Origin of the sequence: Faecalibacterium faecis (assembly GCF_040096475.1) — a bacterium.
GTDB lineage: Bacteria > Bacillota > Clostridia > Oscillospirales > Ruminococcaceae > Faecalibacterium > Faecalibacterium taiwanense.
The window spans coordinates 37,268-62,848 of sequence record NZ_JBBMEP010000012.1 but is presented as its reverse complement, the minus strand read 5'-3'; the positions used below and the strand labels follow the sequence as shown (position 1 = coordinate 62,848).

The 25,581-nt window shown below is 58.0% G+C and carries 20 protein-coding genes; 6 read left to right on the top strand and 14 right to left on the bottom strand.

Annotated features, from left to right (window positions below; translation table 11 throughout):
- Positions 1-245 precede the first annotated feature (245 nt).
- The 4 genes from WMO17_RS07780 to WMO17_RS07765 all read left to right on the top strand — a co-directional run bounded on the left by WMO17_RS07780 (position 246) and on the right by WMO17_RS07765 (position 5,589).
- Positions 246-1,577, top strand: a complete 1,332-nt coding sequence (locus WMO17_RS07780) for an MATE family efflux transporter (protein ID WP_349137836.1) — start codon at positions 246-248, stop codon at positions 1,575-1,577.
- Positions 1,578-1,775: 198 nt separating this feature from the next.
- Positions 1,776-3,167 carry an alanine/glycine:cation symporter family protein gene (locus WMO17_RS07775; protein WP_349137835.1) on the top strand — a complete coding sequence of 464 codons (1,392 nt, stop codon included), beginning with the start codon at positions 1,776-1,778 and terminating at the stop codon, positions 3,165-3,167.
- Positions 3,168-3,605: 438 nt separating this feature from the next.
- Positions 3,606-4,562 carry a pyruvate kinase gene (gene pyk, locus WMO17_RS07770; protein WP_097775314.1) on the top strand — a complete coding sequence of 319 codons (957 nt, stop codon included), beginning with the start codon at positions 3,606-3,608 and terminating at the stop codon, positions 4,560-4,562.
- A 94-nt stretch (positions 4,563-4,656) separates the two neighbouring features.
- Positions 4,657-5,589 (top strand): carbohydrate kinase family protein, encoded by a 933-nt coding sequence (locus tag WMO17_RS07765; protein WP_097775313.1) that lies wholly within the window; start codon positions 4,657-4,659, stop codon positions 5,587-5,589.
- Between the two features lie 72 nt (positions 5,590-5,661).
- Here the strand turns inward: WMO17_RS07765 and pyrB are convergent, their stop codons facing one another.
- Genes pyrB through WMO17_RS07750 form a run of 3 tightly spaced genes read right to left on the bottom strand, consistent with a single transcriptional unit; the run spans position 5,662 to position 9,137 of the window.
- The gene (gene pyrB / locus WMO17_RS07760; RefSeq protein ID WP_044954226.1) at positions 5,662-6,609 is read right to left on the bottom strand and encodes an aspartate carbamoyltransferase; all 948 of its coding nucleotides are present in this window, start codon (positions 6,607-6,609) and stop codon (positions 5,662-5,664) included.
- The gene (locus tag WMO17_RS07755; protein ID WP_120080162.1) at positions 6,606-7,907 is read right to left on the bottom strand and encodes an adenylosuccinate synthase; all 1,302 of its coding nucleotides are present in this window, start codon (positions 7,905-7,907) and stop codon (positions 6,606-6,608) included. Before WMO17_RS07755 ends, pyrB begins: the two co-directional genes overlap by 4 nt.
- Before the next feature lie 6 nt (positions 7,908-7,913).
- Entirely contained in the window at positions 7,914-9,137 is a 1,224-nt protein-coding gene (locus tag WMO17_RS07750) for an argininosuccinate synthase (RefSeq protein WP_097775311.1), read from the bottom strand.
- Positions 9,138-9,289: 152 nt separating this feature from the next.
- Here WMO17_RS07750 and WMO17_RS07745 point away from each other — a divergent pair, with 152 nt between their 5' ends.
- Positions 9,290-10,201 carry a LysR family transcriptional regulator gene (locus WMO17_RS07745; RefSeq protein WP_298637434.1) on the top strand — a complete coding sequence of 304 codons (912 nt, stop codon included), beginning with the start codon at positions 9,290-9,292 and terminating at the stop codon, positions 10,199-10,201.
- Between the two features lie 195 nt (positions 10,202-10,396).
- Here WMO17_RS07745 and WMO17_RS07740 read toward each other — a convergent pair whose 3' ends face one another.
- From WMO17_RS07740 to WMO17_RS07715, 6 genes are all read right to left on the bottom strand, one after another.
- On the bottom strand, positions 10,397-10,873 hold the full coding sequence (locus WMO17_RS07740; RefSeq protein WP_349137834.1) for a pyridoxamine 5'-phosphate oxidase family protein: 477 nt from the start codon (positions 10,871-10,873) through the stop codon (positions 10,397-10,399).
- 39 nt (positions 10,874-10,912) lie between these two features.
- On the bottom strand, positions 10,913-11,326 hold the full coding sequence (locus tag WMO17_RS07735) for an SseB family protein (protein ID WP_337679581.1): 414 nt from the start codon (positions 11,324-11,326) through the stop codon (positions 10,913-10,915).
- A 52-nt stretch (positions 11,327-11,378) separates the two neighbouring features.
- Entirely contained in the window at positions 11,379-12,311 is a 933-nt protein-coding gene (locus tag WMO17_RS07730) for an AEC family transporter (RefSeq protein ID WP_349137833.1), read from the bottom strand.
- Positions 12,312-12,393: 82 nt separating this feature from the next.
- Positions 12,394-13,230 carry a PRD domain-containing protein gene (locus tag WMO17_RS07725; RefSeq protein ID WP_005945634.1) on the bottom strand — a complete coding sequence of 279 codons (837 nt, stop codon included), beginning with the start codon at positions 13,228-13,230 and terminating at the stop codon, positions 12,394-12,396.
- 39 nt (positions 13,231-13,269) lie between these two features.
- Positions 13,270-14,724, bottom strand: a complete 1,455-nt coding sequence (locus WMO17_RS07720; protein ID WP_349137832.1) for a glycoside hydrolase family 1 protein — start codon at positions 14,722-14,724, stop codon at positions 13,270-13,272.
- Positions 14,721-16,595, bottom strand: coding sequence for a beta-glucoside-specific PTS transporter subunit IIABC (locus WMO17_RS07715; RefSeq protein WP_294647600.1), 1,875 nt, complete (start codon positions 16,593-16,595; stop codon positions 14,721-14,723). Before WMO17_RS07715 ends, WMO17_RS07720 begins: the two co-directional genes overlap by 4 nt.
- Positions 16,596-17,039: 444 nt before the next feature.
- Between WMO17_RS07715 and yiaK the strand changes: the two genes are divergently transcribed.
- Positions 17,040-18,041, top strand: coding sequence for a 3-dehydro-L-gulonate 2-dehydrogenase (yiaK, locus tag WMO17_RS07710; RefSeq protein WP_097777548.1), 1,002 nt, complete (start codon positions 17,040-17,042; stop codon positions 18,039-18,041).
- A 54-nt stretch (positions 18,042-18,095) separates the two neighbouring features.
- Here the strand turns inward: yiaK and WMO17_RS07705 are convergent, their stop codons facing one another.
- From WMO17_RS07705 to WMO17_RS07685, 5 genes are all read right to left on the bottom strand, one after another.
- A complete protein-coding gene (locus WMO17_RS07705) occupies positions 18,096-18,995 on the bottom strand; it encodes an NAD(P)H-hydrate dehydratase (RefSeq protein WP_120080150.1) in 900 nt (299 codons plus the stop codon).
- Position 18,996: 1 nt separating this feature from the next.
- Positions 18,997-21,597, bottom strand: a complete 2,601-nt coding sequence (locus WMO17_RS07700) for a TetM/TetW/TetO/TetS family tetracycline resistance ribosomal protection protein (protein WP_291015252.1) — start codon at positions 21,595-21,597, stop codon at positions 18,997-18,999.
- Between the two features lie 230 nt (positions 21,598-21,827).
- Complete coding sequence (gene gpmI / locus WMO17_RS07695) at positions 21,828-23,354, bottom strand: 2,3-bisphosphoglycerate-independent phosphoglycerate mutase (RefSeq protein WP_349137831.1); 1,527 nt, start codon at positions 23,352-23,354, stop codon at positions 21,828-21,830.
- 97 nt (positions 23,355-23,451) lie between these two features.
- Entirely contained in the window at positions 23,452-24,222 is a 771-nt protein-coding gene (tpiA, locus tag WMO17_RS07690) for a triose-phosphate isomerase (RefSeq protein WP_005945612.1), read from the bottom strand.
- 115 nt (positions 24,223-24,337) lie between these two features.
- On the bottom strand, positions 24,338-25,546 hold the full coding sequence (locus WMO17_RS07685; RefSeq protein ID WP_005945608.1) for a phosphoglycerate kinase: 1,209 nt from the start codon (positions 25,544-25,546) through the stop codon (positions 24,338-24,340).
- Positions 25,547-25,581 lie beyond the last annotated feature (35 nt).

Here is a 25,581-nt window from a genome sequence, read left to right as displayed (position 1 = left end):
AAGTCTATAAAAGTCATACTTTATCTGTTTGACCTCTTGACATCTGCCGGAAGCCGTGTTATCCTACAGTTAATAAAATTCGTGTGGATTTTTACAGCAATATGCTACTTTTCGCCACACAATGACTTCAAAAAAGCCATTGTGTGGCTTTTTTGCGTCTGCGTTTGTTTTCGAGCAGTCTCGCCCTGACGATTCCGCGGCTGCAGTAATTCATTTCTTTTCTCTACAGGAGCAATGCAAACACTATGAACGAGACCTTTATGAAAGAAAAACCGGTGCTGCCGCTGCTGGTATCCATGGCACTGCCGAACGTTATCTCCATGCTGGTGAACAGCCTGTACAACATTGTAGACAGCCTGTTTGTGGCCCGCATCAGCGAAGACGCCATGACTGCGTTGTCGCTGGTGTTCCCGATCCAGAATTTTGCCAACGCCATTGCCATTGGCTTTGGCATTGGCATCAATGCCATGATCGCACTGTACCTTGGCGCGGGCGACCACAAAAAGGCCGAGACTGCCGCCACCCACGGTATGGCGCTGAGCCTGATGCACGGCATTCTCATCACCATTGTCAGCATTGTCATCATGCCGGGCTTTTTGCGCCGGTTCACCAGCGACGCAGGCCTGATCGCATCCGGCATCACCTACTCCACCATCGTATTCCTGTTTGCCACCATCAACATGGCGGCACTGGCCTTTGAAAAGATGTTTCAGGCCGTGGGCCGCATGAAGGTGACTATGGCGGCGCTGATCTTTGGCTGTGTGTGCAACATCCTTCTGGACCCCATCCTGATCTTCGGCCTTGGCCCGGTGCCTGCCATGGGCATTGCGGGTGCGGCCCTTGCCACCGGCATCGGCCAGCTGCTGAGCCTGTGCGTTTACCTTTTCGTTTACGTCCGTACTGAGCTGCCTATCCGACTGCGCCGCAGCTGCCTGCGCCCGGATGCCGCACTGGACGGCAAACTGTATGCCATCGGCGTGCCGGCCATCCTCAATCTGGCCCTGCCCTCTCTGCTGGTCACCTTCCTGAACGGCCTGCTGGCGGGCTTTTCCCAGAGCTACGTGGTGGTGCTGGGCATTTACTACAAGCTGCAGACGTTCCTGTATCTGCCCGCCAACGGCATCGTGCAGGGTATGCGCCCGCTCATTGGCTACAATTACGGTGCCAAACAGCACGCCCGCGTGAAAAAGCTCTACGAACTCACCCTCATCATGAGTGCTGCCATCATGGCTGCGGGCACGGTCATCTGCCTGTTCGCTTCCCGCCCGCTGATGCAGCTGTTCACCTCCAACCCCGAAACCATCGCCATCGGCCAGACTGCCCTGCGCATCATCTGTCTGGGCTTTGTGGTTTCTGCCGTATCCACCACCTCTTCCGGTGCACTGGAAGGCCTTGGCAAGGGCGCAGAATCGCTGGTCATCTCGCTGTGCCGCTACATCGTATTCATCATGCCGCTGGCCGCTGTGCTGTGCCATTTTCTGGGCGCAAACGGCGTGTGGCATGCATTCTGGATCACCGAAGTGCTGTCCGCCATCGTGGCTTACCCGGTATACCGCAAGGCAGTTGGAAAGTGCTGAGCCTTCTTGAAAGCGCTGGACGGCGAAGGCCAAGTAAAATAAAATAGATTGAAGCAGTTGAGGGAGAGTTTGCCAAAAAGCCTCCCTCTTTTTTGTGCATTTTATTTGACAGTGCGCAAAAACTGCGGTAGAATAAGATGTTTGTTTTCCGGCATTTCGGCTGGAAAAGCGCAATTTAACAGAGGATGTGGGAAAAATATGATCGAGACGATCACGGCCGTCAATCAGGCGGTCAACCAATTCATCTGGGGCGTGCCCGCCATGGCGTGCATCATCGGCGTAGGCCTGCTCCTGAGCGTTCGCACGGGCTTTTTGCAGATCCGCAAATTTCCCTACGCCATCAAGACCACCATCGGACGCATGTTCCGCAAAAAAGACGCTTCCGATGGCGCCATGACCCCCTTTCAGGCGGTGTGCACCGCGCTGGCCGGCACCGTGGGCACCGGCAACATTGCCGGTGTGGCAGGCGCGATCGCCATTGGCGGACCGGGTGCCGTGTTCTGGATGTGGTGTTCTGCCCTGCTGGGCATGTGCACCAAGTTTGCCGAGGTCACGCTGGCGGTGCACTACCGTGAGCGCAGCGAGGCGGGCGAATGGGTAGGCGGCCCCATGTACTACATTAAAAACGGCCTGAGCAAGCATTGGCAGTTTCTTGCTGTGCTGTATTCCCTGTTTGGCGTGCTGACCGTGTTTGGCACCGGCAATGCCACACAGGTAAATACCATCGTTGCCGCTATCGATACCGCTCTGCTGGAGTACGGCGTGGTGGGCGGCGGTGCGCTTTCTACCCTGAACCTCGTGGTTGGCATCGCAGTGGCCATGCTGGTGGCCATGGTGCTGCTGGGCGGCATCAAGCGCATTGGCAGCGTGAGCGAAAAGCTGGTGCCCTTTATGGCTCTGTTCTACATCGTGCTGTCCGTGGGCGTTATGGTGCTGAACTTTGAGCGCCTGCCCTATGTGTTCGAGTCCATCATTGCGGGCGCGTTCAACCCGGCAGCGTTCACCGGCGGCACCATCGGCAGCCTGTTCGTCAGTATGCAGAAGGGTGTGTCCCGCGGCATTTTCTCCAACGAGGCCGGCCTTGGCACCGGCTCCATTGCCCACGCCTGCGCCGACACCAAAAAGCCGGTCAAGCAGGGCATGTTCGGCATCTTTGAAGTGTTTGCCGATACCATCGTCATCTGCACCCTGACTGCCATGGTCATTCTGTGCAGCGGCACCACCGTGAACTACGGCACCGCTGCCGGTGCAGAGCTGACCATCAGCGGCTTTACCACCACCTACGGCGGCTGGGCTTCCATCTTTACCGCCGTGGCCCTGTGCTGCTTTGCTTTTTCCACCATCATCGGCTGGGGCCTGTATGGTTCCCGGTTTCTGGTGTTCCTGTGCCGCAGCGATAAGGTGGCAAAGCCCTTCTTTCTGGTCTACTCCTTTGTGTCCATTCTGGGCGCAACGATGGATCTGGGCCTGCTGTGGAGCATCGCCGATACCTTCAACGGCCTGATGAGCATTCCGAACCTGCTCGCGTTGCTGCTGCTTTCCGGCACGGTGGTCAGGCTGACCAAAGAATTTTTTGCATCGGAGGGCTGATTGCCCACAACAAAAAGAGGCTGCTGCACTTTCGGCTAAAACGATGTGCAACAGCCTCTTTTGTTATTCGGGCAGGTGTACCGGTACCCGCGCCACACAGTGCACCCAGCAATCGCCGTCCTTGCGGGTAAAGCAGAACACCTTGCGGAACAAGATATCCCCCGGCACAAGGTTCAGCTGCCGGGCGCGCTCCATCCGAACATGCGAAAAAGCTGTTGCAAGACAGCTCTCCAAAAACATTGTACAAAACCCGGAACTTTTTCAGGGCCAAACGGCTCTAAAAAGGTTCCGGGTCTTTGATTTTTCGCAATTTCCCTGCGCAAGCTGCTACCGCATTTTTTCAATCCCCTTATTCTGCCCGCGTCCGGCTCTTTTCAACCCGAACAGTTCATGTTACAATATACATTAGAAATAAAAAATGAATCGAGGGAATGAACCTTGGATTTTTATGGTACCATCGGCCCGGCCTGCGCACAGCCGGCGATCTTGCAGCACATGGTGGAAGCCGGCATGACCGGCATCCGCATGAATCTTTCCCACGGGCCGCTGGCGGCGCACACCGACTGGCTGGCCATGATCCGCGCAGCCGGCATCCGTCAGCTGCTGATCGACCTGCAGGGGCCGGAACTGCGCATCGGCACGCTGGCAGAGCCTGTTGCTCTGGTTGAGGGCAGCTCTGTACGCCTTGGCGCAGACGGCGTACCTTGCCCGGCAGCTCTGGTACAGGCGGCTGCGCCCGGACAGCAGCTTCTGCTGGACGACGGCAAGCTTCTGGTGCAGGTCACACAGGCATTGCCGGAAGCCCTTGTGTGCACCGTGGTGCGCGGCGGCACCCTGCAGAGCCGCAAAAGCATTGCTGCACCGGGCCTTGCGGTGCCCTCGCCTACCCTGACGGAGGAAGACCTGCAGAACCTGAAAATTGCAAAGCAGTGCGGTGTTACCGGTGTGATGCTGCCTTTTGTGCGCGGCAAAGCAGATATTCTGGCCCTGCGCCATGCGCTGGAAGAAGCCGGGGCTGCGGATATCCGTATCTTTGCCAAAATTGAAAACATGACCGGTGTGCGTGCCCTGCCGGAATTCATCCACCTTGTGGATGAGGTGGTGATCGCCCGCGGAGACCTTGGCAATGCCATGCCGCTGTGGGAGCTGCCCCGCTGCCAGAAGCAGCTTTCCGCCGCCTGCCGGGCTGCAGGCGTGCCCTTTATGGTAGTGACCCAGATGCTGGACAGCATGTGCACCCGCGCCGTGCCCACCCGTGCCGAGGTGAGTGACATTTACAACGCCGTGCTGGACGGCGCGGCCAGCGTGATGCTGACCGGTGAGACTGCTGCCGGACAGTACCCGATGCAGGCCATGGAATATCTGGTGCGCACAGCGCAGACAGCCCTTGCCTGACCTTTGCGGAGTTTTTGCGCAAAAGGGATGGCGCATTGTGTCAGAATACGGTATAATAGACGTAAATATTTCTTGTTCAGAAAGGTTTTTTGCTATGGGAATCGTTGTGCTCGGTGCTGTTTTTGTGGATATCAAAGGCTATCCCCTTTCCGCCTATATTCCGGGCGGGCGCAATGCCGGCCGCATTGAGCAGGTACACGGCGGAGTGAGCCGCAACGTGGTGGAGGATATCGCCAATGTAGAGCTGCGCCCTACCTTTGTCAGTCTGGTGGACGACACCGGCATGGGACAGGATGTGATCAACAAGCTGGAGAACCACAAGGTGAACACCAAGTACATCCAGCGCGTGCCGGACGGCATGGGCACCTGGCTGGCCATCTTTGACAACGACGGCGATGTGCATGCAGCCATTTCCAAGCGGCCGGACACCACTCCCCTCACCGGCCTTTTAAAGGAAAAGGGTGACGAGATCTTTGCCGACTGCGATGCCATTGCGCTGGAGCTGGATCTGGAAAAAGATACTGTAAAACAGGTGCTGCACTACGCCAAAAAGTACAACAAAAAGGTTTTTGCGGCCATTTCCAACATGAGTATTGCCATGGAGCGCCGAGATTTCCTGCAGCAGATCGATTGCTTTGTGTGTAACCAGCAGGAAGCCGGGCTGCTGTTCTCCGATGATTACGGCCATCTGGCCCCGGACGAGATGTGCAGGGTTCTGGCCGCCAATGTGCACAGCGCCAACATTCCCAGTATGGTGATCACCATGGGCGGTCAGGGTGCCGTATATGCCCGCGCCAACGGCGAGTGCGGCGTGGTGCCTGCCAAGAAGGTGGATGTGATCGACACCACCGGCGCAGGCGATGCCTTCTTTGCCGGCACCACTATCGGCCTGACCTACGGCAAAACGCTGGCCGAGTCCTGCGAGATCGGCAGCCGGCTGGCCGCATCGGTCATCTGCATCACCGAGAACGTCTGCCCCCGCTTCCGCCCGCTGGAATTCGGGCTGAACATTCCGGTGGTGGATTAAAGTAATATCAGAAAGCCGGGCAGACTGCGGTCTGCCCGGCTTTCTTTTTAGGATTCGGGGAAGAGGTTTATATCATGCTTCCAGCACCTTTTTGCCGGTAACTGGATCAGGGATATCAAGCAACGCCAGAATGATGGCCATGCGGATATACACACCATTGTGCACTTGATCAAAGTAGGCGGCACGCGGGTCGTCATCCACATCCTTTTTGATCTCGTCGATGCGGGGCAGCGGATGCAGCACCGGCATATCCTGCGGTGCCTTCTGCAGCAGCGCTTCGTCCAGCTGGTAGCAGCCTTTCAGGCGCAGGTATTCTTCCTCGTTGAAAAAGCGCTCCTGCTGGATACGAGTCATGTACAGCACATCCAGATGCGGCAGCTCGGCTTCAAGGTCAGCCGTTTCCTTATAGATCTGATGGGTCGGCTCCAGCGATTCATTCTTCACATACTGCGGCAGGCGCAGATCTTCCGGCGAGATGAACACGAACCGGTTGCCCTCAAACTGGCTCAGCGCAGCGGTCAGGGAGTGGACCGTGCGGCCAAACTTGAGGTCGCCGCAGAAGCCGATAGTCAAATGATCCAGCCGCCCCTTGCGCTGGCGGATCGTCATGAGGTCGATCATCGTCTGGCTGGGATGCGCGTGCCCACCGTCGCCTGCATTGATCACCGGCACACGTGCAGAAAGGGATGCCCGCAGCGGTGCGCCCTCTTTGGGGTGGCGCATGGCAATCACATCGGCGTAATTGCTCACCACGCGGGCGGTGTCCTCCACCGTCTCGCCCTTGCTGGCGGAAGAAAGCTGTGCCCCTGCAAAGCCCAGTGTCTTGCCGCCCAGCCGCAGCATGGCCGATTCAAACGAAAGGCGGGTGCGGGTGGAAGGCTCGTAGAACAGCGTTGCCAGAATGCGCCCATCGCACAGGTGGGCATAGGGTGCCGGGTCGGCCTCCATCCGGTCGGCAAGATCCAGAAGGGCCAGCTGCTCTTCCAGAGAAAAGCTGTTGGGCTCAATAAAGTGTCTCACAGCCATTCTCCTTTCAGCACGAACTTCTCGCGCTCGGCTCCGGTGGAGACGAACTGGATCTCATGGCCCAGCTGCTTTTCCAGAAATTCCACGTAAGCCTTGGCCTCTTTGGGCAGCTCATCCCAGCTCTTGCAGCCGGAGATATCCTTGTTCCAGCCTGGCAGCATAGTGACCACAGGCTCTACACGGTCAAGGTCGGACAGCGGGTCGAAGCTGGGGACTTGCACGCCATCCAATGTGTAACCGGTGATCACCGGGATCTCTTTCATGCTGCTGAGCACATCCAGCTTCGTCAGGGCGATCTTGTCTGCGCCCTGACAGGTAAGGCCGTAGCGGCTGGCCACACAGTCGAAGGGGCCGACACGGCGCGGACGGCCGGTGGCCGCACCATACTCGCCGCCTGCCTTGCGCAGCTGTTCATTCCAATCCTCGCTCATGGCGTTCTCGGCGGCAAAGGGGCCTGCACCCACGCAGGTGGAGTAGGCTTTCAGCACGCCCACCACATGGTCAAGACGGCAGTTCGGAATGCCTGCGCCCAGCGGCGCATAGGCAGCCAGCGTGTTGGAGCTGGAAGTGAACGGGAAGATACCGTAATCGATATCGCGCATGGCACCCAGCTGGGCTTCCAGCACGATGCGCTTGCCGCTGTCGTGAGCCTGCTGCAAAAATGCACCCACATCACAGATATACGGTGCAAACTGTCCGGCCTGCATCCGGCACCATTCCAGCAGAGCATCGTAGCTCATGGGTTCCTGATGATAGCAGCCACCCAGCTCCAGATTCTTGGATTCCAGGATCATGTGCAGGCGGTCCTGCACGCGCTTTTCGTCCAGATGCAGCAGATCGCCCAGACGCAGGGTCTTTTTGCGGTATTTGTCGCTGTAGGCGTAGGCAATGCCGCGGCGGGTAGAACCAAAGGCCGCACCCTTCTGGGCAAGGCGGTCCTCTTCCAAGCCGTCCTGCACCTTGTGCCACGGCATGGAGATGGTGGCCTTATCTGAAAGTTTCAGGTTTTCTGAGCCTACCTTTACGCCGCGCTCCTCAATGGCATCCATTTCTCCGGCCAGATGGTCGAGGTCGATCACCATGCCCGCACCCAGTACACAGACAACGTCCGGGTGCAGGATGCCGGAGGGCAGCAGGTTCAGGATGAACTTGCCCTGCTCCGTTACAACGGTGTGGCCGGCATTGTTGCCGCCCTGATAGCGGGCAACAACATCGGCATGTTCGGCTAACAGATCGATGACGCGGCCCTTGCCCTCATCGCCCCAATTGATACCAGTAACTGCGGTAAGCATAACTTCTTATTTACCTTCTTTTTCGTTATTTACAATAGCCTGTACCTTGGTGGGCAGACCATAGATGCTGATAAAACCGGTAGCATCACTCTGCTTGTAGTCGCCGCCGGCAGCAAAAGTTGCAATGTCCTCACGGTAGAGGGAATACGGAGACCAGACACCGGCATTGATCATGTTGCCCTTGTACAACTCCAGACGCACCTTACCGGTAACGTTTTCCTGCGTGGAGGTGACGAAGGCACTCAGAGCTTTGCGCAGGGGGCTGAACCACTGGCCGTCATAGACCAGTTCACCAAATGTGATGGCCAGCTCGCGCTTTTTGTGGGCAGTGAGCTTATCCAGAGTCAGAGTTTCCAGCACCTCATGAGCCTTATAGAGAATGGTACCGCCGGGCGTCTCGTACACACCGCGGCTCTTCATGCCCACCAGACGGTTCTCCACCACATCGTACAGGCCGATGCCATTGCGGCCGCCGATCTCATTCAGCTTGGCAATGAGGACGGCGGGCTTCATCTTTTCGCCGTTCAGGCTCACCGGCACGCCCTTTTCAAATGCCAGCTCCACGAACTCGGACTTGTCCGGTGCGGTCTTGGGGCTGACACCCAGCTCCAAAAAGCCCGGCTTATCGTACTGCGGCTCGTTGCCCGGGTCCTCAAGGTCAAGGCCCTCATGGCTCAGGTGCCACAGGTTCTTATCCTTGGAGTAGTTGGTCTCGCGGTTGATCTTCAGCGGGATGTGATGTGCCTCGGCATAGTCGATCTCTTCGTCACGGCTCTGGATGTCCCACTCACGCCACGGAGTGATGATCTTCAGGTCCGGTGCAAAGTGCATGATGGCCAGTTCAAAGCGCACCTGATCGTTGCCCTTGCCGGTGCTGCCGTGGCACACGGCATCTGCACCCTCGGCGCGGGCGATCTCCACCACACGCTTTGCCAGAATGGGTCGTGCAAAGCTGGTGCCCAGCAGATAGCCCTCGTAATCGGCCCCGGCCTGCATGGTGGGGATGACGTAATCCTCCACAAATTCATCGGTCAGATCTTCTACGTACAGCTTGGAAGCACCGCTTGCCTTGGCGCGCTCTTCCAGACCTTCCAGCTCGCCCTTCTGGCCCACATTGCCGCACACTGCAATGACCTCGCAGTTGTTGTAATGCTCTTTCAGCCATGGGATGATAATGGAAGTATCCAGACCGCCGGAATAGGCCAGCACGACCTTTTTGATCTCAGACATAAGAACCGCCTCCGTTCAAACCACTTTATACTTTTGAATTTCCTCTTGCAATTTTTGATTGCGGTGTTATTATACTAGCAAGTAGAGAATGTGTAAAAAGTATCCTGCACATGATCACGATACAAAATTGACATGAAAGAGGGCACGCCGCTATGTATGTGGACTGGGAATATTACAAAATCTTTTATTATGTCGCGAAATATCAGAATTTCACCAAAGCCGCGCGGGTGCTGGGCAACAACCAGCCCAACATCACCCACTCGATGAACCGGCTGGAAAGCCAGCTGAATTGCGTGCTGTTCATCCGCTCCAACCGCGGCGTTACCCTTACCCCGGAGGGTGAACTGCTTTACTCCCGCATTGCATCTGCGGCGGTGCAGATCCAGGATGCAGAAGAAGAGCTGAGCGCCAGCGCCACGCTGGAACACGGTGCGATCAGCATCAGCGCTACCGAAACTGCGCTGAACATCTACCTTGCAGAAAAGCTGCGCGCCTTCCACACGGACTATCCCGGCATCCGCCTGCGCATCTCCAACCACTCCACGCCGCAGGCTTTGCAGGCCGTGAAAAACGGCGAGGTGGATTTTGCCATCATCACCACCCCTGCCGAGGTGGAAAGCGGCCTGAAAATGGTGGAGCTGAAGCCCTTTTATGAGGTGCTTGTGGGCGGCAGGACCTTTACTGCCCTTTCCAGCCAGAACCTTTCGCTGAAGGAGCTGAACAATTATCCGCTGATCTCCCTGAGCGACGAAAGCATGACCCGCGCCTTTTACCGGCAGTTCTTTCTGGATCACGGTGCGGTGCTGAAGCCGGATACCGAGGCTGCCACCACCGACCAGATGCTGACCCTTGTCAAAAGTGAGCTGGGCATTGCGTTCCTGCCCCAGCCCATGGCACAGGATGCACTGGCCCGCGGTGAGATCGTGCAGCTGCATCTGCAGGAGATCATCCCTCAGCGCTCCATCTGCCTTGTGTACGACCATCACCGTCCGCTGAACACGGCAGCCCGCAAGTTCCAGCAGATGCTGACCAAGGCGGCCCCCAAATGCCCGGAACACAGATAACCGCCGGGCCTTTCCCTGCAAACTGATCTATACGGGACTGTTGCAAAATAGCTCTCTGAAAAACCAATGCACAAAACCCGGAACCTTTTCACAGCCAAAACGGCTTAAAAAAGGCTCCGGGTTTTTGATTTTGTGCTATTTCTTTGTGCAAGTTGCTATCGCATTTTTATTTTGCAACAGTCCCCTGTTTTATTTTTACTTTTCCTGGATCTGTTTGCCGGTGAGGTGTTCAATGGTAATCTCGTAAAGCTGCACGGCCTTGATGTCCAGCGCAATTTCCTTTTCCACCTCTTCCTTGCCGGGGTAATACTTCATGCCAAGCTCCCGCACGCGGGCCTCGGTAGCAGCGGCATCGTCGATCAGATGGCAGCGGCCAAACACCACGGTGCTCTGCACATAAGGTGCCCAGTCGACCGGCTCAAAGTGTTCGTTGCCGTAAACGGTAAAGCATACCTTATCATTCTGTTTCAGCGCGTCCACCTTCTGGCCGGACTTTGCACCGTGGAAGTAGATTTTGTCGTGCTCCTGATCGTAGTAATAATTTACCGGGATCGCAAAGGGATAGCCGTTGTCGCCGTTCACTGCCAGCACGCCCCGCCGGGACTGCTGCAGCAGGTGCTTTGCAGCTTCTTCCGGGATGGCGCGGCTGGCTCTTCTCATGGGTCTGAACATTTTTGTTTCCTCCATGTATCGCAGGTTTGCGGTGCGCACTCATGCACCCTTGATAATGCGGATGAGGGTCTTATCCAGCTGGATGGTGCGGTTCCACGGGTTCAGGATGATGCCGCTGATCTCCGGCACGGCAAGCGCTGCATCAAACAGTTTGTCCATATCCACAAGAAAGGTGGACTGCACCGGCTCGGCTCCCTTCAGTTCTTCCTCAAAGCTGGTGAATGCATACCACCAGCTTGCGCCATCGGCCGTCCGGATGGCCCGCAGTTGCATCTGTTCACTGCCCAAATTGGGCTCCACCGCCACGACAAGCTGGCCATGCTCCTTTATGCGCCGCCGGATCACGGTAAGGGTGTGGGCCAGCTGTTCCTGTGTGGGCTCCTGCTGCAGGGCGGCTACCGCCTGCTCGATCTTTTCGTTGCCGTTCAGGCCCTTGTCTCTGGGTTGATTCATTGAGGTTGGTTCCTTTCTATTGTATTTTGGCAGAGGGAATAAGCGCAGCTCATCACAGCAGCAGATCGAACAGGCCGATCATTACCGGCATAGACACAATGGAAAGCAGAGTGGTCAGCACATACAGCGCGCTGGAATGCGCCGCATCGCGGTTATAGAGCTGAGCCATGGAGGTAACAGTAGCACAGGCAGGGGTGATGGCGGCAAGGTAGACCGTCATCAGGATGTTCTTGCCGTCGGCCACCCAGCTGGATGCATGGCAGACCCACAGCAGCACCAGAACCACCAGCGGGCATACCACCAGACGCAGCACTGTGGGCAGATAGTTGCGGCGGGTGCAGAACACCTCCCGCAGCGGCTTTTCTGCAATGGCCATACCGGCCAGCAGCATGCCCATCGGTCCCATCATGTTGCCCACTGTGCTCATGGTATTCTGCAGCGGTGCAGGCAGCACCACACGGAACCAGTACAGCAGTGCACCGGCTGCAATGGCGATCATGTTGATATTGGTGAGCACCTTTTTCCAGTCCAGCGCACTGCTGCCCTGCAAAAGGGAACTGGCGTGGGTCCACAGCAGCACCAGCTGCACAATGATGAATGCGCAGGAGTAAATGACATACGCATCGCCCATCAGAGCCTTGACCAACGGGATCACCAGTGCAGCGGCGTTGCTGTAGATCACATTCACCTGTTCCACGGCATCCAGCTTGAGCGGGCGGCTCAGCAGGGCGCTGAGCACCAGTAGCACTACATGGATAGCCGCCGCAATAGCCATGGAGTACAAAAGTCCCTTGCGGATCTCCGGCGTATCGTCGATCTGGAATGCGTTGATGATCACGCAGGGCGTGACCAGATAGACCATGACCACTGAGAGCACCCGGCTGTCGCTGGCCTTCAGCAGCCCTACCTTGACCACAGCATAGCCCATGATCAGAATGAGGAACAGCTGTGCGATCTGCTGCATCAATAACAGACTTATCTCCATTGTTTTTTCCTTTTCCCTTCCCTTTTTCAAAACCCAAAGGGAGAGCCGCCTTCCGCAAGGCAGCTCTCCCCTTTTTCTGATTTTATTTGCCGCTCGTCAGCCGCGCCACATGCAGCGCCAGATAGGCGGTTTCCTCGTTGGGCAAAAACACGCCGTACTTGCGCAGCACAAAGGTGCGTATTTTTTCCGCGCAGGTCACCGCTGCCGGATAATTCTGCTGCATCTGCTGGAACAAAAAGTCGTCTTCGCTGTCCATCAGTTTGCCGGAGAAGAACCGCTCGGCAAAATACTGCAGGTGGCTCACGAACCGCGCATAGTGGATGCTCTCGGTGCTCACCGGACAGTGCATACTGTAGGTGACAATGTTGGACAGCTCACCGATCAGCTGCGCTGCCCGCATGGCATCGTAGCCGGCCTGCGGGTCCTGCCGGGCGTTGACGATATGGAAGGCGATGTTGCCTGCCTCTTCGTCCGGCAGCTCGATGCCAAGCTTTGCCTTTACCTTCTGCAGGCCGCGCTGGCCCACCGCGTACTCCTTGGGATAAAAATGCTTGATTTCCCAGAAGATGCGGTTGGTCACCACAAGACCCTTTTGCTGGCGCTCCACTGCAAAATGCAGGTGATCGGTCAGCAGCAGATAGATGTGCGCCGAAAGCTTGACTCCCAGCGACTGCTCTGCGTCGTCCACAATGTCCTGCGTCAATTCCAGATAGGATGCCGGAATGCTGGAAAACAGCTCCAGCATAGGCTGTGCGTCCGGGTTGGACAATGGAAGGAACACGCGGTCTGAGGGCTGCCGTTCAATGGGCTCGCCCGCCTTGCGGCCATAGCCGATGCCCTTGCCCAGCAGGATGGATTCCTCGCCGCTGTCATCCTGCACCAGCACAACACTGCTGTTCAGCACCTTCTGAATGTGCATCGGTCCCTCCTCCTTCCGTTGAAACCTTAAGACTGCCGCTTAGTCCAGATCTTCGCCGTTGGAAGCAATGACCTTCTTGTACCAGTAGAAGCTGTCCTTACGGCTGCGGGCCAGAGTACCGTTACCCATATCATCCTGATCCACATAGATAAAGCCATAGCGTTTGGACATCTGGTTGGTGGATGCAGAGATCAGGTCGATGGGTGCCCATGTGGTGTAGCCCCACATCTCAACACCCTCATCGATGGCCTTGCCCATTTCGCTGATGTGCTGGCGGAAGTACTCTACACGGTAGGGGTCGTGGATGGAGCCGTCGGCCTCCACCACGTCCTTGGCACCCATGCCGTTCTCCACCACCATCAGCGGCTTGCGGTAACGGTCGTACAGCTCGATCAGGCTGTAGCGCAGGCCCTTGGGGTCGATCTGCCAGCCCCAGTCGGTGGAGGGCAGATACGGGTTCTTGACACCCAGCACGGTGTTGCCAGGGGTACGCTCTGCGTTCGGGTCCACAGACTCGGTCATGGTCATATAGTAGCTGCAGGAAACAAAGTCCACACAGCCTGCCTTCAGGGTGGCGGCATCCTCAGGCAGCATTTCCACGTGGATGCCCTTGTGCTCGAACATCTTGAGGATCAGGCGGGGGTACTCGCCCCAGACATGCACATCGGCGTAGAACAGGTTTTCCAGATTCTTTGCCTGAGTAGCCAGCTCATCATCGGGTGCGCAGGTGCGGGCATAGGTGGTGAGCTTGGTCAGCATGCAGCCCACCTTGCTGCCGGGGATGATCTCGTGGCAGTCCTTTACTACCATAGCGCTGGCCACCAGCTGGTGGTGCAGGGCCTGATAGCAGGTCTCCAGCATCTTATCCTCGGGCACGCGGCTGGGGATGATGCCGGCGGTGGTGAAGGGGTGACGGATGACGCTGTCCACCTCGTTGAAGGTGAGCCAGTACTTGACCTGATCCTTGTAGCGCTCAAAGCACGCATGGCAGAACTTTGCAAAGCAGTCGATCACGCGGCGATCCACCCAGCCATTGTACTTGGTGGCCAGTGCCAGCGGCATTTCGTAGTGGCTCAGCGTGACCAGCGGCTCGATGCCGTTTTTGTGCATCTCAGCGAACAGGTCGCTGTAGAACTGCAGGCCCTTTTCGTTCGGCTCTGCTTCCTCGCCGGTGGGGAAGATGCGGGTCCATGCAATGGAAACGCGCAGCATGGTAAAGCCCATCTCGGCAAACAGCTTCAGGTCTTCTTTGTAATGATGGTAGAAGTCGATGCCGCGGCGCTTGGGATAATAGGTATCATCCGGGTCGGCCATGGCGGCAGCAATGTGTGCGTCGTCCATGGCAACATGGGACTTGTAATCCTTCACGTCGGTGTTGGGCTTGTAGGTGGCAACATCGGCCACGCTGGGGCCTTTGCCATCCACGTTCCATGCGCCCTCTACCTGGTTCGCAGCAACAGCGCCGCCCCAGAAAAATCCTTTGGGGAAACTCATTTATTTGCCTCCAGTTTCAGCAGTGCGGCACCGGGCACCACAGCGCCCTCGGCCACAGTCTTGATGGTGAACTCATCGGCGTTGGTCACGACGATGGGGGTAGTTACATCATAACCGTCTGCTTTGATTCCGTCAAGGTCAAACTTCATCAGCAGCTGGCCCTTCTTGACAGTCTCGCCGTCCTTGACCTGCGGATCAAAGCCCTTGCCATCGCGCTTGACGGTGTCCATGCCGATGTGCATGAGCAGTTCAGCACCGGCATTGGTCTTCATGGAGATGGCGTGCTTGGTGCCGAACACGGACTCGATCACGCCGTCAGCGGGAGCGTACAGCTCACCCTTCTCGGGCACCACGGCAATGCCGTCGCCCAGGATCTTCTGGGAGAAAACTTCATCCTTGACCTCTTCCAGAGCAATGGCCTTGCCCTGCAGGGGGCTGCTGATGGTGGAATCCGCAGCTGCTGCGTCTGCAGCAGTCTCGGGAGCGGGTGCAGCGGTCTCATCCTCTGCGGGGGTCTCGTCCTTATACAGGAAGAAGGACAATGCGAAGGAGGCCACAACAGAGATCACCAGACCAACTGCAGCCCACAGGATGTTCTTGCCGTTATCCGGGTCAACGAACATGGCCATGCCAGCCAGACCGGGGCCCATGGCAACGAATGCCTTGACCTTCATCAGGCCAACGAACAGACCGCCGATGAAGCTGGAGACCACAACGGACATCATGACCTTCTTGTGCTGCAGGGTAACACCGTACAGAGCAGGCTCGGTGATGCCGAACAGGCCGGAGATGCCAGCGGAGATCGCGGTAGCGCGCAGGTTCTCGTCCTTGGTCTTCAGAGCAACACCCAGGCAGGCACCGCCCTCGGAAATGTTGTGTGCCAGAGAAGCAGGCATGTACAGCATTTCAAAGCCGGGGTCAGAAATAGAAGCAACTGCGTAGGGGACCAGAGCCTTGTGCATGCCCATGGAGATCATGAAGGGCAGCACGGCAGCCAGCAGAGCAACGGCCAGCCAGCCCAGCGTGTTGTACAGAGCCAGGATCACAGTGGTCAGCAGGGCACCGATGTTGTAGCCCAGAGGTCCGAGGACGACCAGTGCCACAGGGAAGCCGATGCCAAAGCACAGCATGGGCACAAAGAACACGCGGATGGCCTTGGGGCACCACTTGTTGGCCCACTTTTCAATAAAGGACATGAAAATGACGGTCAGGATGGCCGGGAATACCTGTCCGCCATAAGCGATGTTCTGCAGCTTGATGCCGAGGAAGTAAGCACCGCCCTCGGTAGCCAGCAGAGCGGAAACGCTGGGGTGGATCATGGCAGCAGCCAGAGCCACAGACACCAGCTTGTTGCAGTTGAACTTGGTTGCAGTGGTGAAGGCGACCATGACGGGCAGATAGTACAGAGCTGCATCTGCCACGCCGACGAACACCTTATAGGCGATATCTCCGCTGCTCATCAGGCCCAGAGTGCTCAGCAGCACCATCAGAGCCTTCAGAACGCCTGCACCTGCAATGGCGGGGACCAGCGGCTGGAAGATGCCGACCATGTAGTCCAGAATAATGCCGCCGATCTCTTTTTTGCCCTTGGGGGCAGCGGGAGCTGCAGCCTGACCTGCGTTGAAGGTGCCCAGCTTGAGCAGCTCATCGTACACTTCGATGACATCGTTGCCGATGACCACCTGACACTGCGGGCCGCTGGAAATAACGCCCATAACACCGGCAGTCTTTTTCAGGGCTGCAGCATCCACCTTGGAGGTGTCTGCCAGAGTGAAGCGCAGGCGGGTGGAGCAGTGCTCGACCTGCACAACGTTCTTCTCGCCGCCAACCAGACGCAGCACGTCGGAGGCAGTCTGCTTGTAGTTCTTCATTTTGTTCTCCTTTATCTTGTGTGTGGTGGCATTTCCCTGCCGCCCGGCCGAAGCGGACAAAAGAAAAAAGACCCAACAGAATGACCCCGTGTACAATTTCTCCCGGAATCATAGTATCTGGCTACAATTCACCCAAAAGAAAAGGTATTCGTCATTCCATCAGATCCTGCCTGCATTACCAGTAACATGTCCAACTGGATATTGTGGTATTAGTATATCAATCCTCTTTTCGTTTTTCAATATGACTTTTTCACAAAATAACTCTTAAAAAATTATGAAGTTCGTATATTCATTTGTTTTTTCACATAGCTGTCGGTGTGTGCTCGTGTACTCCTTTCACCTCCTGCACTGATGCCGGCCGCACATCTTGCGCACCGCGCCGCCGCTTGTTATAATAAGTGTAACGATCTGTTTATTACTTTTTACATACAGGAGGTACAATCCATGCGCATTGCTTACGAGACGATGCTGGCCGAATTTGAGCGGGTCCTGACCAAATACGGTTTCAGCCCAAAGCGTGCCCATGAAGCGGCCGAGATCTTTGCCCAGAACAGTCTGGCTGGCGTGTTCAGCCACGGGCTGAACCGCTTCCCCCGCGTGGTGGAATACCTGCGCAAGGGCGAGATTGATCCCGCCGCTGAGGCCGAGTGCATTGCCAGCTTTGGTGCCATGGAGCGCTGGGACGGCAAGCGCGGCTTTGGCCCTCTGAACGCCAAGCACGCCATGGACCGTGCCGTAGAGCTGGCACATCAGTTCGGTATTGGCATGGTGGCGCTGGGCAACAACAACCACTGGATGCGCGGCGGCACCTACGGCTGGCAGGCCGCAGACGCGGGCTGCATCGGCATCTGCTGGTCCAACACCTGCCCCAACATGCCTGCATGGGGCGCAAAGGATAACCACATCGGCAACAACCCGCTCATTCTGGCCGTGCCGCGCTCGAACGGGGAGCACATCATGGTGGATTGTGCCCTGAGCCAGTTCAGCTACGGCAAGCTGGAAACGATGCGTCTGGCCGGCAAACAGCTGCCTGTGGTAGGCGGCTACGATGCAGACGGCAGCCTGACCACCGACCCCGCTGCCATTGAAGAGACCCGCCGCATGATCCCCATTGGCTACTGGAAGGGCAGCGGTCTTTCCATCCTGCTGGATATGATCGGTACTATCCTGACGGGCGCAAACTCGGTGGCAACGATCGGCACCTTTGGCGATGAAGTGGGCCTGACCCAGATCATGATCGCCATTGATCCTGCAAAGTTCCAGTCCGCCGACCTCACCGATGCCGTCATTGATGCCATTGCCGCCGATGTGGCATCCAGTGAGCCTGCAGAGCCGGGCCGTGAGGTGCGCTGCCCCGGCATGGGTGAGCACCGCAGCCGCAAGGAAAACATGGAGCTTGGCATCCCGGTAGCCGAGGAAAAGTGGGCCGAAGTGCTGGCGATGTGATGCAATGTTAAAAGGGGTGTCTCTTCGGCAGACAGAGAGACACCCCTTTTCTTTTTATCTGTGGTTTTCCGCAAATATCCGGCCCAGCTGGGACAAGATATCATGCGGCAGCATTCCGTACTCGCCAAGCGCAGCAGCGGCACGGTCAGCAGCGGCACCGTGCAGATACACCGCGCAGGCCGCAGCTTCGTATGCAGGCAGGCCGCAGGCCAGCAGGGCCGCCGTCATACCGGCCAGTACATCTCCGCTGCCGCCCCGGGCAAGGCCTGGGTTTCCGGTAGGGTTTGTGCACACGCGGCCATCCGGTGCAGCCACCACGGTACGGCAGCCCTTGAGTACCACCACAGCGTTCCATTTTTCTGCATACTGGCAGGCAGTATTTTCACGGTCCGCATTGATCTGCGCCACCGAAAGCCCGGTGAGCCGGGCCATCTCGCCGGGGTGCGGGGTCACGATCAGCTCTCCCGCCGGGTGCGGCAGCGTTTTGCCCTCGGCCAGCAGCTGCGCGGCGGCGTTCAGGCCGTCCGCATCCAGCACCGCGCTGCCTGCAAAGCCGGGCAGCAGCTTCTGCACCAGCGTGCGTGTTTCGGCCGCGCGGCCTGTGCTCTGGGCTGTACCGCCAAGGCCCGGGCCCAGCAGCAGCACCGTCGCCTTCTGGCGCTGGAGCTGTGGAATGCTCTCCGGTGAGATGCCGCCTTCGGCCCCCACCACGCAGGGACACAGGCAGCATTCCGGCAGGCGGGCCACCGCAGCTGCCAATACCGGCTCCACGCTGGCCAGCGTTACAATGCCCGCACCGGTGCGCAGCGCACCCTCGGCAGCCAGCAGGGCCGCACCTCGGTAATATGCGCTGCCTGCCACAGCCAATACGGTGCCAAAGCTGCCCTTGTGGCTGTCGCGCGGGCGCGGCGGGATGTTGTGCCAGACAAATTCGGATGTGATCTCGGTTGACATTTTATGCTTCCCCCTGCACCAGTTTGCGGATCTGCTTTTCCACATTCTGCACTTCCTCATGGAACATGCGGGCGGAGACACGCAGCGCGCCGTGGCCCAGAATGATGATCTGCTCCATGCCGTCGGAAGTAGCCACACGCACCCGCCGCCCCTTGCCGATCTCATGAGTAACGTGCTCGATGAACATATCGGCGGTTTCGGCTTCCTTGGTGTAGACCACATGGATATTGTGGTACTGCTCAATGCTGCCGGGGCTGCCCGGCACACGATAGGCATCGAATACAAGAATAAGATTGCACTTCTGGTAGCCCTGATAGTTGCACAGAATATCCATCAGTTTGTGACGGGCCGCTTCCAGACTGTCCTTTGCAAGGGCGTTCAGCTCATCCCACGCAAAGATGATATTGTAGCCGTCCACCAGCAGATATTCGGGCAGGATTTCCCACTGCTGGGCATCAAAATCCGGGCGTTCCCGCTTTTGCACCGGGCGGAATGCCGCCAGCGGGTCCCGTTTGATGGGGCCATAGGTGCGCTCGAAGATTTTGAGCAGCTCGGCATCCTCTTCCAGTGTTGCGCGGTAAGCCGCTGTCCGGCGCTGGGGCACGGCCTGCGTCTCCTGCTCCGGGCTTTTGCTTTTTCCCCAGCCGCTGTCCACATGCATGTGGCTGCGCACCTGATCCCAAGGCACCACAAAGCCCGCGCCATGGGCACAGAACACCGAATCTGCCGGGTTGTCAAGGTCGTGCTCCGGCTCGTAGCCCACGGCTTCAATGATCTCCGCCGCATTGTGGCAGGGCCGGTAGCCGTCCAGCGTCAGGGTCAGGTGTCCCCGGCCCCGGGTATAGCCCACCACCTCCATGGGGTAGCTGCGCATGGTGGCCACCGGTGCAAAACCGGTGAGCACAGCAGCCTCTTCCCCGCTCTCTGGCGGGTCAAAGCTGCCCTCCATGCGCTGGATATCGGTCATGGCACGGCCAAGGTTCTCCACCGGCACTTCCAGCCGAAAGGCATACCATGGCTCCAGCAGCTGGCTTTTGGCCAGCATCAGGCCCTGCCGCACCGCGCGATAGGTGGCCTGCCGGAAATCTCCGCCCTCCGTGTGTTTAAGATGGGCGCGGCCTGCAATGAGGGTGATTTTCACGTCCGTCAGCGGCGCACCGGTCAGCACGCCAAGGTGCTGCTTTTCTTCCAGATGGGTCAGCACAAGGCGCTGCCAGTTCTTGTCCAGCACTTCTTCCCGGCAGTCGGCGGCAAACTGCATCCCGCTGCCGCGGGGCAGGGGCTCCAGCTTGACATGCACCTCCGCATAGTGGCGCAGCGGCTCGTAGTGGCCCACGCCCTCCATAGGCTCCGTGATGGTCTCCTTGTACAGAATGCCGCCGGGGCCGAACTCCACGTTCAGGCCAAAGCGCTCTGCCAGCAAACTGCGCAGCACTTCCAGCTGCACCTCGCCCATGAGCTGCACATGGATCTCGCCCAAAGTCTCGTTCCATACCACATGGAGCTGCGGCTCCTCTTCTTCCAGCCGGTGCAGCTTGCCCAGTGCCGCGTGCACATCAGCCCCCTCCGGCAGCAGCACCTGATAGCTTAGCACCGGTTCCAGAACCGGCACATCGCTGTCGCGTTCCGCGCCAAGGCCCTCGCCCGGGCGCGCCTTGGTCAGGCCGGTGACGGCGCACACCTGCCCCGGGCCGATGGCTTCCGCCAGCGTATACTTTACGCCGGAGTACAGCCGCAGCTGGTTTGCCTTTTCCTCCCACGGCTCACCATCTGCTTCGCCGGAGAGCTGGGCCTTTACCTTCAGTTCGCCGCCAGTCACGCGCAGCCATGTCAGGCGCGTGCCCTGCTCATCCTGCGACACCTTAAACACCTTGGCGCCAAAGGCATCCAGCGCGGGAGCCGGACGGGTATAGCGGTCGATGCCGTCCATCAGAGCGTCCACGCTTTCCAGTGCATCGTTTTCGGTACGCCGCAGCGCCGAACCGAACCAGCACGGGAACACATGCCGGCGTGCAACGGCCGGGATGAGGTCCGCATCGGTCAACTGCCCGGCATCCAGCATCCGATCCATCAGGTTTTCGTCACACAGAGCCAGTGCTTCGTCCCGGTCGGCCTGCGGCACATCAAAGGCCACAAAGCCCTCGCCCAGACGGTGGTTCAGCTGGGCGAGCAGCTCTTCCCTGCTCTTGCCGGGCAGGTCCATCTTGTTCACGAACACAAAGGTGGGCACATGGTAGCGCCGCAGCAGCCGCCAGAGCGTCTCGGTGTGGCTCTGCACGCCGTCGGTGCCGCTTACCACCAGCACAGCATAGTCCAGCACCTGCAGGGTGCGCTCTGTCTCGGTGGAAAAATCCACATGGCCGGGGGTGTCCAGCAATGTGATATCCGTATTGCCCGCTGTCAACAGGGCCTGCTTAGAAAAGATGGTGATGCCGCGCGCTTTTTCAAGCGTGTCGGTATCCAGAAAGGCATCCTTGTGATCCACGCGGCCCAGCTTGCGGATCGCGCCGGAGCGGTAGAGCATGGCTTCCGAAAGGGTGGTCTTGCCGGAGTCCACATGGGCAAGGATGCCCAGAACGATTTGTTTATGCGTTGTTTCCATCCGCTTCTCCTACAATCAAAAATTCATTTTTATTGTAGCACGGATGGGAAAAAAAGAAAAGTTTTTGATTTAGAATGGGGTCGAAACCCAAAAACGCAGTTTATCTTATCGGCTTTTCACGTGAAAAAACAGCTCTGGAAAATCCGCAGATTTTCCAGAGCTGTAAATATAAGAATAACAATTCCGCTATTCATAGCCAAAGCGAACGCGTCGGCCATTTTAACGGTCAATTACTCCACAATGATGCTCTTGCCGGTCATTTCAGCAGGCACGGGCAGACCGATATACGGCAGCATGGTGGGAGCGATATCGGCAAGGCAGCCGCCCTCACGCAGCTTCACATCGCCGCAGCCAACAGCCACAAAGGGCACCACATTGGTGGTGTGTGCGGTGAAGGGGGTGCCGTCCGGGTTCATCATCTTCTCGGCGTTGCCGTGGTCGGCGGTGATGAAGGCGCAGCCGCCTGCATTCAGCACAGCAGTGACCACCTGATCCACAGCAGTGTCAACGGCTTCCACGGCCTTGACCGCAGCATCGAACACGCCGGTGTGGCCGACCATATCGCAGTTTGCGAAGTTCAGGATCACCACATCGTACTTGCCGCTCTCGATGCGCTTGACGCACTCGGCAGCAACCTCGGGGGCGCTCATCTCGGGCTTCAGGTCATAGGTGGCGACCTTCGGGCTGGGGATCACGCAGCGGTCCTCGCCCTCGTAGGGAGCCTCCACGCCGCCGTTGAAGAAGAAGGTGACATGAGCGTACTTCTCGGTCTCGGCAATGCGCAGCTGAGTCTTGCCATTCTCGGACAGGTACTGGCCCAGAACGTTCTTCAGCTCCACAGGCGGATAGGCGACCTCGCAGTTGGGCATGGTGGCATCGTATTCGGCCATGCAGACATAGTTCACCTGCTTGCGGCCGCCGCGGCGCTCAAAGCCGGTGAACGCATCGTCGCAGAAGATACGGGTCATCTGGCGGGCACGGTCGGGGCGGAAGTTCATGAAGATGACGGTGTCGCCATCCTGCACGCGGCCGCCCTCACAGGTGACGCAGGGCAGAACGAACTCGTCGGTCTTGTCTGCTGCATAGGATGCCTCGATGGCCTCGGCAGCGTTGGCGGCATGATTGCCCTCGCCGTAGACAAAGGCAGCATATGCCTTCTCTTCACGATCCCAGTTGTTATCGCGATCCATGGCGTAGTAACGGCCGGAGACGCTGGCGATCTTGCCGATGCCCAGCTCGTCCAGCTTGGCCTGCAGGTCGGCCAGGAAGCCCTTGCCGGAGTGCGGGTCGGTATCACGGCCATCAGTGATGCAGTGCAGGTAAACGTTCTTTGCACCCAGATGTTTTGCCATTTCCAGCACGCCGAACCAGTGGTCTGCGTGGCTGTGCACACCGCCGGTGCCCACCAGACCCATCAGATGGATGGCCTTGCCGGCATCGATGGCAGCCTTCATGTTCTTGACCAGAACCGGGTTCTGGAGCATCTCGCCGTCCTTGATGGACTTGGTGATGAGGGTGAGCTGCTGGTACACGATGCGGCCAGCGCCCATGTTGGTGTGGCCAACCTCAGAGTTGCCCATCTGGCCCTCGGGCAGACCGACGGCCATACCGGAAGCGTTGATGGTGGTCATGGGATATTTTGCCATCAGAGCATCGAGGTGGGGTTTCTTTGCGGCGACCACGGCGTTGCCGAAGGTCTCCTCCGGCACCCAGCCGAAGCCATCCATGATGCACAGAAGAACAGGTTTCTTTGCCATAAAATTGAATCTCCTTTGAATTTAACAAATCAGCGCCCGGCACAGCGCTGAAAATGCGGCGCAGCCGGGCGCTGAAACAGCTGATTTAAACCGTCGATCAGCCCTTGGTGGCTGCGTTGACGATCACTGCAAAGTCGGGAGCCTTCAGGGATGCGCCGCCGATCAGGCCGCCGTCCACATCCTTTTTGCTCAGCAGCTCCTCGCAGTTCTTGGCGTTCATACTGCCGCCGTACTGGACAGTGGTAGCCTCGGCAACTGCCTCGCCGTACACCTCGCCGATCACCTTGCGGATCTGGCCGCAGACTTCCTCAGCCTGATCGGCGGTAGCGGTCTTGCCGGTGCCGATGGCCCAGATGGGCTCGTAAGCGATCACAACATTTGCCATCTGCTCAGCGGTCACATCACGCAGAGCGATCTTGGTCTGCATACGCACCAGCTCTTCGGTCACGCCCTCTTCGCGCTGCTGCAGGCTCTCGCCCACGCAGATGATGACCTTCAGACCGGCGTTCAGAGCAGCCAGAGCGCGCTTGTTCACGGTCTGGTCGGTCTCGGCGAAGTACTGGCGGCGCTCAGAGTGGCCCACAATGACGTACTCCACGCCCAGATCTACCAGCATGTCAGCGCTGATCTCGCCGGTGAAAGCGCCGGACTTCTCGAAGTGAACATTCTCAGCACCCACATGGATGTTGGTGCCCTTGGTCTTTTCCACAGCGGTGACCAGATCGGTATACGGGGTGCAGATGACCACCTCGCAGCCTGCGTCCTGCACTGCGGGGACCAGCTCGTCCACCAGAACAGCAGCCTCGGAGGCAGTCTTGTTCATCTTCCAGTTGCCTGCAATGATAGCCTTACGCTTTGCCTTATCCATGATACTCTATCTCCTTTATTTACCTTCTATCGTGCTATCGTGCAGAAAGCTCTGCACAAACAAAAAGATGCGGCGGCGCTAAAGCCGCCGCACCCATTATGATGCCGGGATCAGATTATGCGTTCTGAATGACTGCGATGCCGGGCAGCTCCTTGCCCTCCAGATACTCCAGAGAAGCGCCGCCGCCGGTGGAGATGTGGGTCATCTTGTCGCCCAGACCCATCTGCTGCACAGCTGCTGCGCTGTCGCCGCCGCCGATCACGGTGGTAGCATCGCTCTCAGCCATAGCCTTGGCAACTGCCAGAGTGCCAGCTGCCAGAGTGGGGTTCTCGAACACGCCCATGGGGCCGTTCCACACAACGGTCTTGGATGCCTTGACAGCATCGGCAAACAGCTTCATGGTCTCGGGGCCGATGTCGCAGCCTTCCATGTCAGCCGGGATCGCGGTGACGGGAACAACAGTGGTCTCAACCGGAGCGTCGATGGGATCGGGGAAGTCCTTGATGCAGACAGCATCAACGGGCAGCAGCAGCTTCACGCCCTTCTCCTGAGCCTTGGCCATCATCTCCTTGCAGTAATCCAGCTTGGAATCGTCGCACAGGCTCTTGCCGACCTCGTAGCCCTGAGCCTTGACGAAGGTGTAAGCCATGCCGCCGCCGATGATCAGGGTATCGACCTTCTCCAGCAGGTTGGAGATAACATTCAGCTTGTCTGCGACCTTTGCGCCGCCCAGAATAGCGGTGAAGGGACGAACGGGATCGTTCACAGCGTTGCCCAGATACTTGATCTCCTTCTCCATCAGGTAACCAACAGCGGTATCCTTGATGAAGTCGGTGACACCTGCAGTGGAGCAGTGTGCACGGTGGCAGCTGCCGAATGCATCGTCAACATATGCATCAGCCAGAGAAGCCAGCTCTTCGCTGAACTCAGGCATGTTCTTGGTCTCTTCCTTGCGGAAGCGGGTGTTCTGCAGCAGAACGACATCGCCGTTGTTCATGGCAGCAACAGCAGCCTTTGCGTTCTCGCCCACAACGTTGTCGTCGTCAGCAAACACAACGGTCTTGCCCAGCTTTGCGCTCAGAGCCACAGCAACGGGTGCCAGGCTGAACTTTGCCTCGGGGCCGTTCTTGGGCTTGCCCAGATGGCTGCACAGGATGACCTTTGCGCCATCGTTGACCAGCTTCTGGATGGTGGGCAGAGCTGCGTTGATGCGGTTCTCGTTGGTGATCACACCGTCCTTCATCGGGACGTTGAAATCGCAACGGACAAGCACCTTCTTGCCGCAGTAGTTCTGATCGTCGATCGTCTTCTTACCTAAACCCATGGTAATAAACTCCTCTCAAGTTTTAATTTCTGAAC

What these genes read in the sequence shown, in the direction of transcription:
- WMO17_RS07735 (WP_337679581.1), bottom strand. Translation starts at nt 11,326, where the DNA reads ATGAATCAACCCAGAGACAAGGGCCTGAACGGCAACGAAAAGATCGAG.
- tpiA (WP_005945612.1), bottom strand. Translation starts at nt 24,222, where the DNA reads ATGGATAAGGCAAAGCGTAAGGCTATCATTGCAGGCAACTGGAAGATG.
- WMO17_RS07740 (WP_349137834.1), bottom strand. Translation starts at nt 10,873, where the DNA reads ATGTTCAGACCCATGAGAAGAGCCAGCCGCGCCATCCCGGAAGAAGCT.
- WMO17_RS07705 (WP_120080150.1), bottom strand. Translation starts at nt 18,995, where the DNA reads ATGTCAACCGAGATCACATCCGAATTTGTCTGGCACAACATCCCGCCG.
- yiaK (WP_097777548.1), top strand. Translation starts at nt 17,040, where the DNA reads ATGCGCATTGCTTACGAGACGATGCTGGCCGAATTTGAGCGGGTCCTG.
- WMO17_RS07765 (WP_097775313.1), top strand. Translation starts at nt 4,657, where the DNA reads ATGGGAATCGTTGTGCTCGGTGCTGTTTTTGTGGATATCAAAGGCTAT.
- gpmI (WP_349137831.1), bottom strand. Translation starts at nt 23,354, where the DNA reads ATGGCAAAGAAACCTGTTCTTCTGTGCATCATGGATGGCTTCGGCTGG.
- WMO17_RS07700 (WP_291015252.1), bottom strand. Translation starts at nt 21,597, where the DNA reads ATGGAAACAACGCATAAACAAATCGTTCTGGGCATCCTTGCCCATGTG.
- WMO17_RS07745 (WP_298637434.1), top strand. Translation starts at nt 9,290, where the DNA reads ATGTATGTGGACTGGGAATATTACAAAATCTTTTATTATGTCGCGAAA.
- WMO17_RS07685 (WP_005945608.1), bottom strand. Translation starts at nt 25,546, where the DNA reads ATGGGTTTAGGTAAGAAGACGATCGACGATCAGAACTACTGCGGCAAG.
- WMO17_RS07750 (WP_097775311.1), bottom strand. Translation starts at nt 9,137, where the DNA reads ATGTCTGAGATCAAAAAGGTCGTGCTGGCCTATTCCGGCGGTCTGGAT.
- WMO17_RS07775 (WP_349137835.1), top strand. Translation starts at nt 1,776, where the DNA reads ATGATCGAGACGATCACGGCCGTCAATCAGGCGGTCAACCAATTCATC.
- WMO17_RS07730 (WP_349137833.1), bottom strand. Translation starts at nt 12,311, where the DNA reads ATGGAGATAAGTCTGTTATTGATGCAGCAGATCGCACAGCTGTTCCTC.
- WMO17_RS07715 (WP_294647600.1), bottom strand. Translation starts at nt 16,595, where the DNA reads ATGAAGAACTACAAGCAGACTGCCTCCGACGTGCTGCGTCTGGTTGGC.
- WMO17_RS07780 (WP_349137836.1), top strand. Translation starts at nt 246, where the DNA reads ATGAACGAGACCTTTATGAAAGAAAAACCGGTGCTGCCGCTGCTGGTA.
- WMO17_RS07725 (WP_005945634.1), bottom strand. Translation starts at nt 13,230, where the DNA reads ATGCACATTCAGAAGGTGCTGAACAGCAGTGTTGTGCTGGTGCAGGAT.
- WMO17_RS07720 (WP_349137832.1), bottom strand. Translation starts at nt 14,724, where the DNA reads ATGAGTTTCCCCAAAGGATTTTTCTGGGGCGGCGCTGTTGCTGCGAAC.
- WMO17_RS07755 (WP_120080162.1), bottom strand. Translation starts at nt 7,907, where the DNA reads ATGCTTACCGCAGTTACTGGTATCAATTGGGGCGATGAGGGCAAGGGC.